Annotated in this window: 10 protein-coding genes and 1 tRNA gene; 2 read left to right on the plus strand and 9 right to left on the minus strand. The window is 40.3% G+C overall.

The features are described from left to right. Together ACZFYI_RS07725 and ACZFYI_RS07730 are read right to left on the minus strand one after the other, a co-directional pair. Positions 1–1,181 (minus strand): LptF/LptG family permease (locus tag ACZFYI_RS07725; protein ID WP_462523551.1); only part of this gene is annotated, 1,181 nt, incomplete at its 3' end. A gap of 76 nt (positions 1,182–1,257) precedes the next feature. Beyond that, positions 1,258–1,653, minus strand: a complete 396-nt coding sequence (locus ACZFYI_RS07730; protein WP_462523552.1) for an START-like domain-containing protein — start codon at positions 1,651–1,653, stop codon at positions 1,258–1,260. A gap of 92 nt (positions 1,654–1,745) precedes the next feature. Here ACZFYI_RS07730 and ACZFYI_RS07735 point away from each other — a divergent pair. Continuing rightward, positions 1,746–1,819, plus strand: a tRNA-Met gene (locus ACZFYI_RS07735). Positions 1,820–2,097: 278 nt separating this feature from the next. On the opposite strand, the gene rplT is transcribed toward ACZFYI_RS07735, so the two are convergent. From rplT to ACZFYI_RS07760, 5 genes are all read right to left on the minus strand, one after another. Further along, the gene (gene rplT / locus ACZFYI_RS07740) at positions 2,098–2,442 is read right to left on the minus strand and encodes a 50S ribosomal protein L20 (RefSeq protein ID WP_462523553.1); all 345 of its coding nucleotides are present in this window, start codon (positions 2,440–2,442) and stop codon (positions 2,098–2,100) included. 111 nt (positions 2,443–2,553) lie between these two features. Beyond that, a complete protein-coding gene (gene rpmI, locus ACZFYI_RS07745; RefSeq protein ID WP_241143535.1) occupies positions 2,554–2,751 on the minus strand; it encodes a 50S ribosomal protein L35 in 198 nt (65 codons plus the stop codon). A gap of 21 nt (positions 2,752–2,772) precedes the next feature. Beyond that, on the minus strand, positions 2,773–3,324 hold the full coding sequence (gene infC, locus ACZFYI_RS07750) for a translation initiation factor IF-3 (RefSeq protein WP_241126401.1): 552 nt from the start codon (positions 3,322–3,324) through the stop codon (positions 2,773–2,775). An 86-nt stretch (positions 3,325–3,410) separates the two neighbouring features. Further along, positions 3,411–5,360 carry a threonine--tRNA ligase gene (gene thrS, locus ACZFYI_RS07755; protein ID WP_462523554.1) on the minus strand — a complete coding sequence of 650 codons (1,950 nt, stop codon included), beginning with the start codon at positions 5,358–5,360 and terminating at the stop codon, positions 3,411–3,413. Positions 5,361–5,526: 166 nt separating this feature from the next. Next, positions 5,527–8,007 carry a DUF5686 and carboxypeptidase-like regulatory domain-containing protein gene (locus ACZFYI_RS07760; protein ID WP_462523555.1) on the minus strand — a complete coding sequence of 827 codons (2,481 nt, stop codon included), beginning with the start codon at positions 8,005–8,007 and terminating at the stop codon, positions 5,527–5,529. A 160-nt stretch (positions 8,008–8,167) separates the two neighbouring features. Between ACZFYI_RS07760 and lhgO the strand changes: the two genes are divergently transcribed. Then, entirely contained in the window at positions 8,168–9,373 is a 1,206-nt protein-coding gene (lhgO, locus tag ACZFYI_RS07765) for an L-2-hydroxyglutarate oxidase (protein WP_462523556.1), read from the plus strand. A gap of 8 nt (positions 9,374–9,381) precedes the next feature. On the opposite strand, the gene ACZFYI_RS07770 is transcribed toward lhgO, so the two are convergent. Together ACZFYI_RS07770 and ACZFYI_RS07775 are read right to left on the minus strand one after the other, a co-directional pair. Then, positions 9,382–11,217 carry a ChbG/HpnK family deacetylase gene (locus ACZFYI_RS07770; protein ID WP_462523557.1) on the minus strand — a complete coding sequence of 612 codons (1,836 nt, stop codon included), beginning with the start codon at positions 11,215–11,217 and terminating at the stop codon, positions 9,382–9,384. A 90-nt stretch (positions 11,218–11,307) separates the two neighbouring features. Beyond that, positions 11,308–12,273, minus strand: coding sequence for a YheT family hydrolase (locus ACZFYI_RS07775; protein ID WP_462523558.1), 966 nt, complete (start codon positions 12,271–12,273; stop codon positions 11,308–11,310). Between the last annotated feature and the right edge of the window lie 34 nt (positions 12,274–12,307).

Here is a 12,307-nt window from a genome sequence, read left to right on the forward strand (position 1 = left end):
GAGGTATCTATTGAGGACTCAAGCGATGTATTGATTTTTTCCTTTTTTGGAATGGCCAAATCTGGAATAGAATCTTTCTCAAATACCAATTCTTTCTTAAGGACATTTACCGTATCATCATTTAGGGAAAAGGCCTTTTGATTTAAGGAATCAACAGATTTGGACCCTGCCAAAACCAAATTGGCTTCTTTTTGATTCTTTAGGGTTGTTTTGGCGATTTTAATGGAATCATCTCTCTCCTTCCTACTTGTAACCTCCTTTGGAGGTGTTAATTTTCTTTCTCTAGTAAAATAGGGATAAGAGGATTCTGTGTTGAGATAGTTATAATATACAATCTGATTGATTTCAGAACTCATGGAATCAAGTCCGACCTTAAGTTGGGCAATATTTTTAATTGAACGGTTTGTAGACCATAAATCCTCCGGGGTTCGATTCAGCTGAAAAGATGCAAGGTCAAAGACAATTTGGTTTTCTGAAAAAATAGTTCTGCTAAAGTCAACCGGCTTTTCGCTTATACCCCTTTGTGATCTAGACTCCTTGTAGCTAACTCCATTATATAAAGTCAGCTTCATATAGTTGTTGTTAAAAAAAGGCTCCATCCTTCCTGAATCTGCTAATATAACGTTAATATTTCCTTGTCCATCGGCATGATTGTAAATGATAATGTCATTAAGCCTGACTTCATCCAACTTTTGGTTCACTTTGATACTATAATTTGGGATTCCATTATAAAAAACACCTTCCTTAATATCGAGAGCGGGAGATTTCATCCTTATATCATATAGAAGTCCAAAAGTCTTGAGATTCACTTTTGGGACAAGAAAATTATTTGAAAGGAACGCAGCAATAGTCAGAAAAAATACAAATACCCCGATTGGCAATAAGGCCCTTACTAGAGAAATTCCTGCACTTTTTAATGCTGTCAATTCAAAATGCTCTCCGAGATTACCAAAAGTCATCAAAGCTGAAAGCAAAACAGCCAAAGGCAATGCCATAGGGGAAATGCTTATAACAAAATAGGAAAACAGCTCCATGTAAATCCAAAAGCTAAGGCCTTTACCAAAGATTTCATCAAAATATTTGAGCATGTTTACGGTAAGGAGAATAAAATCCACCACCACAAAGGTCAAAAAGAAGGGTCCTATAAAAGACCCCAAAATCAATTTATCAATTTTCTTCATTAATTATGAAAACCTCTACTTAGAATTGTAACGGCAAAGGTTGGAAATATTTTCATAAGAACAGAAAATACTCTCACTATCCTCCTATAATTTCTTTGAGTGTATGGATCAGACTTTCCCAAATAGATTCCAACTCTTCATCATCGTAAGAATCGCTGTAGTCAATGACTTTTAAAAACATGGTTTGGGTCAGTTCATTTTCATCTACCTTAAATTCAATAAATGAATGGTCCTTTTCCTCCGGGTTTGCTGGATCAAAAAATTCAAACTTAACATGCATGTTGGTCCTTAACGCAGTTATTCTGGCGTGATGGTCTTCACCATCAAAATGAAACTTATATGTTTTATCTTCATTGATATTCACATCATCAGCAAACCACTCGGCCAAGCCACTTGCAGTACTTAAATACGGGAATAAAATTTTCCTTGAAGTATTGATTTGATAATCAGCAACAAACTTATTTTTTACCATTATTATTTTAATTTAGTTAACAAAAAGTCACTTTTTTTGAAACATTTTGTTTGCAATTCAAGACTTAAGACCTCATATTTGCAATCCGATTTGGCGAGGTAGCTCAGTTGGTTAGAGCGCAGGATTCATAACCCTGAGGTCAGGGGTTCAACTCCCCTCCTCGCTACACTTAGCTTCTCCTTGTGAGAAGCTTTTTTTATTTAAACACAATGTAATTATCAACTAATCAAGTTAAGACCTTCCTGTTAGCTTTCATAAACCTTTTTCACTAAAATCCCAAACCTTCAGAATCAAATGCTTACGCGATTTTAAAGGTTGATTTCTTGAATTGGTGGACATTTGTAATATACCAAAAAATCTGAAATTGAACCCGACTCATTGAAAAATAGTCATAAAAAAAGCCCCATTTAAGGGGCTTTTATATTAAAATAAGAAAGTGCGTTCTTATTTTACTTTTTCAACAACAGCTTTGAATGCCTCAGGATGATTCATAGCCAAATCTGCAAGAACTTTTCTGTTCAATTCGATGTCTGCTTTTTTCAACAATCCCATAAATTGAGAGTATGAGATACCAAATTCTCTGGCACCTGCATTGATACGCTGGATCCATAAAGCCCTGAATTCTCTTTTCTTGGCTTTTCTGTCTCTGTAAGCGTACTGTAAACCTTTTTCGTACTTGTTTTTGGCTACCGTCCAAACGTTTTTACCTCTTCCGAAGTAGCCTCTTGTTGCTTTTAGGACTTTTTTTCTTCTTGCTCTTGAAGCAACCGAATTTACTGATCTTGGCATAATTTTTTTGATTTTTTGACTCTTGGTGTCAACCTTTTTCTCAGTTGATCTTGTATACCGAAGCGCCTGGTGAATAAATAAACCTAATTTTCAAATGAAATGGAATTGGAATTAACCGATTCTCAACATTGCTTTTACTCTTCCTTCATCTGACTCATGAACCATTCCCATTTTGGTAAGATTTCTCTTCCTTTTGGTTGATTTTTTGGTCAGAATGTGGCTTTTGTAAGCATGCTTTCTTCTGATTTTGCCGGTACCTGTCAAGGTAAACCTCTTTTTTGCACCTGATTTTGTTTTTACTTTAGGCATAACTGTATTTGTTTGTTGAAATTATTTCTTAGATGACTTTGGAGCCAAGAACAAAAACATCCTTTTTCCTTCGAGTTTGGGTAGTTGTTCTACTTGGGCATAATCCTCAAGCTCCTGGGCAAATCTCAATAATAACATCTCTCCTCTTTCCTTAAATACGATAGACCTTCCCACAAAATGGACATAAGCCTTCACTTTTGCCCCTTCTTTTAAGAAGTTGATGGCATGTTTCAATTTGAAATTGAAATCATGGTCATCGGTATTTGGTCCAAATCTGATTTCTTTCAAAACAGTCTTGGCAGCATTGGCTTTGATTTCCTTCTGCTTCTTTTTCTGTTCGTATTTAAATTTCGCATAGTCAATCACCTTACATACAGGTGGTGTGGCATTTGGAGAAATTTCTACGAGATCAAGTTCATTCTCTTCGGCTACTTTTAAGGCTTGAGCGAGTGTCAAAACAGCGTTTCCGCCTTCTACGTAGTCTCCTACGACTCTGACTTCCCTTGCTCTGATCCTGTCATTAACCTTGTAAGGTTCTTCTTGTCTCTGTCTGAACGGTGGTTTTCCTTTCAAATTCTTGTTGTTATTTAATGAAATTGCGTGCAAATATCGGAATTAATTTGAGATTTAAAAAATCTGCCTCATTATTACCGATTAATTTAATTTTTAAGTGACTCTCCTATTATTCCTTTGAAATAGGATACAAATTCAACCGGAGAAAGACTTCCAATATCGCCTTCTCCATGTTTCCTGACCGAAATCTTACCTTCCTGCTGTTCTTTCTCTCCGACAATCAACATGAATGGGATTTTCTTAACTTCAGCATCCCGGATTTTTCGTCCGATTTTTTCATCTCTGTTATCTATCATTCCGATGATATCCTGCTCTTCCAAAATTGCTTTCACTTCTTGAGCATACTCAATGAATTTTTCTGAAATAGGTAGAATAGTAATTTGCTCAGGCGATAACCAGAGAGGAAAATTACCGGCGCAATGCTCAATCAAAACCGCCACGAATCTTTCCAAAGAACCAAAAGGTGCTCTGTGAATCATCACAGGCCTGTGCTTTTGGTTATCCGAACCTATATATTCCAATTGGAACCTTTCCGGAAGGTTATAATCGACTTGAATGGTTCCAAGTTGCCATTTTCTACCCAAAGCATCTTTGACCATGAAATCAAGTTTTGGGCCATAGAAAGCGGCTTCGCCCAACTCGGTTACAGTTTCCAATCCCTTTTCAGCTGCTGCTTCAACGATAGCAGATTCAGCTTTCTCCCAAGCTTCATCTGTTCCGATATATTTTTCCTTTTTTTCAGGATCTCTCAATGATATCTGCGCAGTATAGTCATCAAATCCCAAGGCTTTGAATACATATAAAACCAAGTCAATGACTTTAATAAATTCCTCCTTTACCTGATCAGGCCTGCAGAAAATATGCGCATCATCTTGTGTAAATCCACGAACCCTAGTCAATCCATGCAATTCCCCGCTTTGTTCATAGCGGTAAACCGTTCCAAACTCGGCATACCTGATCGGAAGATCCTTATATGACCTAGGCTTGTGCTTGTAAATCTCACAATGATGGGGGCAATTCATTGGCTTCAACAAAAACTCTTCCCCTTCATTAGGAGTGTGGATTGGCTGAAAGGAATCTTTCCCGTATTTTTCATAATGGCCTGAAGTTTCATAAAGCGCTTTATGACCAATATGGGGAGTCGCTACTTGTTGGTAACCTGACTTATCCTGAGCCCTTTTCATGAAGTTTACCAAACGCTCACGAAGAAGTGTTCCTTTTGGCAACCAAAGAGGCAATCCCATGCCGACTTTTTCGGAAAAAGTAAACAACTCCAATTCCCTTCCAAGTTTCCTGTGGTCACGCTTTTTAGCTTCTTCAAGCATGAAAAGGTAATCCTGAAGTTCTTTGGCCTTTGGAAAAGTAATACCATAGATACGGGTCAGCATCTTGTTTTTTTCATCACCTCTCCAATATGCTCCGGCGATGTTGAGGAGTTTTACCGATTTGATAAAACCTGTATTGGGAATATGAGGGCCACGGCAGAGATCGGTAAAATTACCCTGCTCATAGAAAGTAATCGAACCGTCTTCCAAGCCTTCGATCAAGTCAAGTTTGTATGGATCTCCTTTTTCTGTAAAGTAGGCAACAGCGTCTTTTTTGGAAACTTCTTTCCGGATATATTCGCTTTTAAGTTTTGCCAATTCCATCATTTTGGCTTCAATCTTTTCAAGCTCAGAGCCGTCAAGAGATTTGTCTCCAAAATCCACATCATAGTAAAATCCATTTTCTATAGGAGGACCTATTCCGAATTTTGTACCTGGATAAAGCGCCTCCAAGGCTTCTGCCATCAGGTGGGCGGAGGAATGCCAAAAAGTATTCTTTCCTTCGGCGTCATTCCAAGTCAAAAGTTGGACTTTGGAATCTTGGTGAATGGGTCTGCTTGAATCCCAAACCTCACCGTTTACTTTTGCTGCAAGCACATTTCTGGCTAGACCCTCGCTGATACTAAGTGCAATTTGTAGCCCTGAAACTCCTTTTTCATACTCCCTGTCCGAACCGTCGGGAAGCGTAATTTTGATCTGTTGGTTAGACATTTATTGATTTAACTTGATGAAACATCACATCTTTACAAACAGATGTGTTTTGGTGATGCAAATATGCAAATTGATGTTGGCTTTTTTAAAGATAAAAGCAACAAAGTCCATTATTTTTTAAATTCATAATTAGCCATTGAAACCGGGAGTAAAATATTCCAAAAGCTTAGAGAATAATCTGCGCACTCACTTTCACCCCAAAAGGCCTTGCTCCGGGATTGTCCAAATAGGTTAATCTATGGAAAAAATCCACCCTGAAGAACTTGAAAATATTCTCTATGCCATAGCCAACTTCCATGTATGGCAGATTTTGATCCAACCTACCAAATGGAGGAATAGGATTTCCCTCTTCGTCCAGAACAAATGAATTCATCAGGTTTTTATCGCTGACTGAACCCCAAAGTACGTTTGCATTGGCGACTGCCCTCCATTTGAGTTTTTTGATCAATGGAATCCAATTTAAACCAAAACCCTCAAAGGAGTGACGATAACTTATACTTGCAAACCTATCACTCGCAAATTCATTGAAATTCATCAAGTTGAAGGCCACGGTGGTATAAAAAATGGTCTCGTTTCCGATGTGATTTTCTAGCAATGGATAAGGAACTGTACCTCGGACAAAACCCGACCTTAATTCATACCTAGAGACCCCTAACAGTCCCAAATTGAGTTTTTGGTACGCACTCAAGACATATTTTTGGTAATCTATATCTCCTCCAAGACTGTTCAACCCTTGTGTAAACCTAAAATCAAAAACCGGCCATTTTACCGGACCAAGCGAAATCCTATAATTGTCATTAATGATGTTTACTTCATCTTTTCCATACCTGATTCCAAGGTTGACTTGCGCAAGGTCAAACCTGTTTTGATAAGTACCAGTTGACTCATTTAAATAGTTAAAATCAAATAAAGGATCGAATTCTTTCCTTGTAAATCCCGCAGTCAGGTTAAAGCCTTTGAATACCTCCCGCTGAGTGATCAGCCTATAATATTTAGCATAATAAGGCTTGATTAATGTTCCAAACCTCGATGCGGCAAGAAATATACTGTTGAGCGAAAGGTTCTCCATCTCCAATCCGACCTGATCGATTTCCCTTTGGGTATTGATCTGAATGGTTGTCCATCTTTTTCGGTCAAGGATTTTGGTGCCCGAGAGGAAGTATTTGAACTGTTTGTCTGTAAATCCATAAGCCAAATAACCTGAAAGAACATATTTGTTGCTGAATTTGAGGTTTGTCCTGAGTCCTGCACCCAATCTGAGTCCTTCCACATTATTGTAATTCAACAGACCTGTCCAAGGTCCTAGGTCAACTTTCCCAACAGGCAAAAATCCTGTCCCCAAAAACTTGATTCCCTCTGAATAAAACCTGATCACCGGAATCCTGCTGAGGGTATCCACCATCTGACGGGAGACAATTTCCTGGTCAGAAAGCTGCTCGGGTCTTACACTTTGCCAAAACTCTTCCGTGCCCTTGTCAAAATTTTCTTTGAGCTGTATGGCTTGAAAATAGAAACTCGGAGGCTTCGGGTTATTTACTATGAAATTTTGTCCTGAATTGTAGAATTTGGCAAGCAGACCCACCGTATTTTCAGTGATTTTGGAGATTTTTATCAAAACCCTTGTTTTGGATGGAAGCAATGGCCCGGCATCTGTCGCCACCAATTCCTGTTGGATTTTGATCCTTTCGATGAAATTAAGGTTAGCGGATTTTGGTATCGTCAAATCCACCTGCTTGAGTGCATAATCTTCCTTTCTGATCCAAATCGTGCCGTTGAACGCCAAATCCTGTTCACGGAGTGGATAAACTTTAAGCATGTAGCAAAAATCTTCCCCGACCATCAATGAATCCATCAGGTCGAAATCATAATAAGTCTTCCAACCATCGGCGATCGGGGAGACAAATTCCTTTTCTACTATGGTAAGCCAGTTTTTATAAAAATTATATTCCTGAAATGCCGAACCTGTGATTTGGGAAACTGTCGTCCCATCGGTAATTCCCACACCGCTCAGTTTAGAGTTTTCGATGACTTCCTTTTTCAATAAAGGATCTGTCCGGAAATAGAATTTGGAATAGGTTTCCGAGAAGAAAACAGGCAGGATTTTTTTGCCTTCATCATTGGTCAGCTGCTTGATGCTGTCCATCACAGCGATGACTTTTTTGACTTGGTTTCTTTCTTTGAAAGCCCCTTCGACCTCATCCAGATCCAATTCTATTTTGGTATAGTTTTCGGATTCATAGGCTGTTAAATTTCTCTTATCAAACTTCTCTTTCATCTCCACAGCTTTTCGAATTATAGGAAAAGCCGGGTTTTCACCTGATTCAAAGACAAACTCTGAGAGGTTGAAAGTAGAGGGAACCAATTGAAAATTGATAAGAATAGATTGGGAATAGACTACCGGTTTGCTTTGGGATATGTATCCCACATAACTTACCTGAAGGCTATCCGCTTTGACAGAAGTCGAAATTGTATAATTTCCTTCAAAATCAGTAGTAATCCCTACTTTGGTTCCTTTCAGAATCACACTTGCAAAGGGAATCGGATCGCCGGTTTCTATGTCCGTTACTTTACCTTTAATGACATATTGGGCAAGAGAAACACTCAAAAAGCCAAAAAAAATAATCACTGATAAAAGTATTCTTTTCATAATGGTTTAAAGGTACGGCTCAAAACACGCAAAAGTCTTGGAAAAGTTCTGATTCTGTTTTTTTTGAGATGGAATAAGAACACTACATAGTTTTATACCTCAAAATTATACTGTTCAAAAATAAATCCCATCCTTATATTTGTCTGCAATTATACTGAAAATGACATACGATATCATCATTGTAGGCGGAGGAATAGTTGGCTTGGCCACTGGCTTAAAAATCAAGCAACAAAAACCTGACCTGAAAGTCGCCATTCTCGAAAAGGAATCCGAGGTAGCAAAGCATCAGACCGGCAACAACAGCGGGGTCATCCATTCAGGACTGTATTATAAGCCGGGTTCTCTGAAAGCCACCAACTGTATCAATGGCTACCATGAACTGATCAGGTTTTGTCAGGAAGAGAATGTTCCTTATGAGTTGACAGGCAAAGTAGTCGTCGCAACCAGACATGAACAGGTTCCGATTTTGAACGGGCTTTTGGAAAGGGGTTTGCAGAATGGACTTATAGGTACAAGATCCATCAGTTTGGATGAATTGAGAGATTATGAACCCTATTGCGCCGGGGTTGCTGCTATCCACGTACCGCAAACAGGAATTGTTGATTATAAAGTCGTGGCTCAAGCCTATGAGAAAAAGTTTAAATCGTTGGGAGGAGAAATATTTTTTAACCATAAGGTATTGAAAATAAATACCTTAAAAGGTATTTCTTATATCAATACGGGAATTCAAGAATTTGCTGCAAAATTGGTAATCAACTGTGCAGGCTTGTATTCAGATAAGGTTGCCCAAATGAACCAAACAGAAGATATTGATGTCAAAATCATTCCATTCCGAGGAGAATATTACAAAATCAAAAAGGAAAGGGAATACCTAGTCAAAAACCTGATTTATCCTGTTCCTGATCCCAATTTTCCATTTTTAGGGGTTCACTTCACACGCATGATGAAAGGTGGAGTGGAAGCAGGTCCCAATGCAGTTTTGGCATTCAAACGGGAAGGATATAAACGTACCGATATCAATTTGGCAGAATTGAGAGAAACCTTGGCGTGGCCAGGATTCCAAAAAGTGGCTGCCAAATATTGGAAAACAGGAATGGGAGAAATTTACCGCTCTTTTTCCAAAGCTGCATTCACCAAAGCGCTTCAGGAATTGATACCCGATATTACTGAATCGGATTTGGTAGATGGCGGTGCAGGCGTACGCGCACAGGCTTGCGACCGTACAGGTGGGTTATTGGATGATTTTAGTATCAAAGAAAGCGAGTTTGCAATCAATGTTCTGAACGCCCCTTCTCCTGCCGCAACGAGTTCCCTGTCGATCGGCGGAACTGTCTGTGATTTGGCTTTGAAGAGGTTTGGGAAGTAGGGTCGTCACTACTTCAATCCCGGCAATAGATGCTTCCAGATCAGGTCGAGTTCCCCCTGCATGTCCTGAATATTGGCTGTGGCCACAATAACTGCGTCTTTTTCCGGAAGGATCAAAATAAACTGCCCATTGGCGCCATCAGCACGGTAAGAATTGTGACGGCTTCTCCATAATTGGTAGCCATATCCCTGAAGCCAATCACTGTCTTTTGCTTTTACTTTGAGGTTTTCTCTTTTGACACCGGCGGGCAATGAAGGAACTTGCGCGGTGCTTGCCTCTTCTATCCAAGCTTCTGAGAGCAACTGTTTGCCATTCCATTTTCCCTTTTGGAGATAAAAGAGTCCAAGCTTGGCCAAGTCTTCTGTTTTTAGATGAAGTCCCCATCCACCGACAGGAATTCCCTGCGGACTTTCTTCCCATCGTGCTGCCACAATTCCTAAAGGCCTGAATAACCTCGGCTGCAGGTAATCTATCACCCTTTCCCCAGTGGATTTTTGAAGTATGGCTGAAAGGACGTAGGTCGCAAGGCTGTTGTAGACATACATCGAACCAGGCTCATGTTCAACAGGAAATGCCAAGAAAGCTTCCACCCAATCCTTCTCTGTTTCGCCTCTTGTGGCCCTAGTCGGGTCTGTGTCATGTCCTGCAGTCATGGTCAAAAGATGCCTGATTTCCATTTTTTTCAGGTTTTCAGTTACCTCGGAAGGCAGTTTGTCGGGAAAAAATGAAATAACTTTGTCACTGACTTTGAGCAGTCCTTCCTGAACGGCAAAGCCAATGGCCGTAGAAGTAAACGTCTTGCTGACAGAATGAAGCACATGGGGTTTATTGGCTGCATTGTCTCCGAAGTAATGTTCTGCCACCACTTTGCCATGGCGAAGTATCATCAGGCTGTGAAGGTCCTGTCCGCTGGCTTTTACAGCTTCCAAATAATTAGTAATATTTTTTGGATTTACATTTTCGGCTGCGGGATTGTTTCTGGGCAATGCTTTGGCCAAAGAAGGGAAATTGACCAACGCTATCCCTTTATCAGAAATGGCTTGTTTAACCTTTTCACTCGTCCAGGTATCCGTGACGCCTTGACGGTCCTCGGCCACATTTTCATAGCCGATATGCCCTACCCCCTGCATTTCGATGTTGTCGTAGGCAGGATGGTCTACAAACATGTAACTTTTGCCGGGCTCAAGCTTGTCAAGCATGCGGAGAAATGCAGCTTCTTTTTCTGCGGAGCTGGTTTTGGCTCCATCATATGTCGTTCCCGAAATCCCCAAACCCTGCATCACTGCCCTACTCATTACCGGCAGATCATATTCCGAAGACAGGCGGTCCACCATTTCGGCCACCTTGGGATCAAAACCTGTTGAACCCATATGCCCTGAAAGATGGCTGATTTGGGGAACATGCTTCAAGGCAAACTCAATCTGTGCCCTGAACTCCTGCTCTATTTCCTGAAGGTTCCACTTGTTTTCTGTGATCGCCAGACCGGGATAATTCTTGTTGGGACTTATCATCGGTAAAAAGTAACCCTCTTTATCCACAAGACTCGGCGTTTGGGTCAAAGGTCGCCATTTGATTCCATCCCATTCGGAAGTGATGACCAAGTGCAGCCCTACATCAATTCCAGTGTTTTTTCGTAGCATTTGCGCAGCTTCGGGAAACCATGGCGTGACGACCATCAGCTCGATGGAGGTTTCTATACCGTTGACAAAAGTCTCTATGCTTGCAAGATTTGCAGAGCGGCTCGAGCCCATATCATCTCCCCTGACGATCAGCTTTGGTCCTTGGATTTGCTGGGCTGAAACGGATAGGGAAAAAAGTAGCAGCAGGCAAAGAATTCTTGACATTTTTTGACAAAAACTATTGGATTTGGTTTTCATGGGAAGGTTTATTGGAAGCTTGAAAATAATCAAATGAAAATTGAGAAGTAAGGTAAATCAATCTTTTCCTAAAAACTCCAAAAACCTGTATTCGGCCCAGGTGAATTCCTGCCCGTGAACCAAAAATCCGGTGTGCCCTCCCCTATTTGGCATTTCAAGAAAAATATGGGGATGTGTTTCGGCAAGCTTGACGGGAAAACAACGGCCCATGATCAACGGATCATTGAGTGCATTGATGATCAAAGTCGGGATCTGTATAGCAGGCATCCAATTGTCTGCACTTACACTTCTATAAAAATCCTGCGCGTCTTTGAATCCATGGACTTTGGCAGTGAAGTGGGTGTCAAAGGTGTCAAAATCTTTAACCAATTTCAGCAAATCCAAATCCACCAACCCCGGAAACTGCTCTCCTTTGACCTGCATTTTGGCTTTCAACTTACCGAGAAAACGGTTTTTGTAAAAAGCATTCCGCTTCTCTTTCAGTGTCGCCGCAGAATCCGGAAGGTTGCAGGGTGTGGAATAGACAGCTGCTTTTTTGATTTTGGGATTCAAGCCCAAGCCATTTTCACCCAAATATTTCAAGGTCTGTGCCCCTCCCATACTGATTCCGGCCAAAAAGTAAGCCTCATAGGATTGGTTTTTTTCCACATGATCAATGACTGTTTTCAAATCATAAGAAGCGCCATGATGGTACAATATGGGTCCTTTGTTCATTTCACCACCGCAGGATCTGTTGTTCCAAGCCAAAGCATCAAATCCATGTTGGTTGAATAATTTGGCCAATCCCATGGCATAGTGCCTGTCCGAACTGCCTTCGAGGCCATGTGAAATGATAAGGAGTTTTTTGCTTCCAATTATTGACCAATCAATATTCAAAAAATCCCCGTCAGGTGTATTGATCTTTTCCCGTGAATATTGGACTCCTTGGATTTTCCTGAAAATACTGGGAATGATCGTTTCCAAATGTCCGTTGAAAAGGAATTTGGGTGGTTTTCCGTAGGTGGATTTTCCAATCAAAGGCATAAAAAACAAGAAATTAGGTTGGCTAAAATAAAAA

This window comes from Aquiflexum sp., from assembly GCF_977115555.1.

What these genes read in the sequence shown, in the direction of transcription:
- ACZFYI_RS07730 (WP_462523552.1), bottom strand. Translation starts at nt 1,653, where the DNA reads ATGGTAAAAAATAAGTTTGTTGCTGATTATCAAATCAATACTTCAAGG.
- rplT (WP_462523553.1), bottom strand. Translation starts at nt 2,442, where the DNA reads ATGCCAAGATCAGTAAATTCGGTTGCTTCAAGAGCAAGAAGAAAAAAA.
- rpmI (WP_241143535.1), bottom strand. Translation starts at nt 2,751, where the DNA reads ATGCCTAAAGTAAAAACAAAATCAGGTGCAAAAAAGAGGTTTACCTTG.
- thrS (WP_462523554.1), bottom strand. Translation starts at nt 5,360, where the DNA reads ATGTCTAACCAACAGATCAAAATTACGCTTCCCGACGGTTCGGACAGG.
- ACZFYI_RS07760 (WP_462523555.1), bottom strand. Translation starts at nt 8,007, where the DNA reads ATGAAAAGAATACTTTTATCAGTGATTATTTTTTTTGGCTTTTTGAGT.
- lhgO (WP_462523556.1), top strand. Translation starts at nt 8,168, where the DNA reads ATGACATACGATATCATCATTGTAGGCGGAGGAATAGTTGGCTTGGCC.
- ACZFYI_RS07770 (WP_462523557.1), bottom strand. Translation starts at nt 11,217, where the DNA reads ATGTCAAGAATTCTTTGCCTGCTGCTACTTTTTTCCCTATCCGTTTCA.
- ACZFYI_RS07775 (WP_462523558.1), bottom strand. Translation starts at nt 12,273, where the DNA reads ATGCCTTTGATTGGAAAATCCACCTACGGAAAACCACCCAAATTCCTT.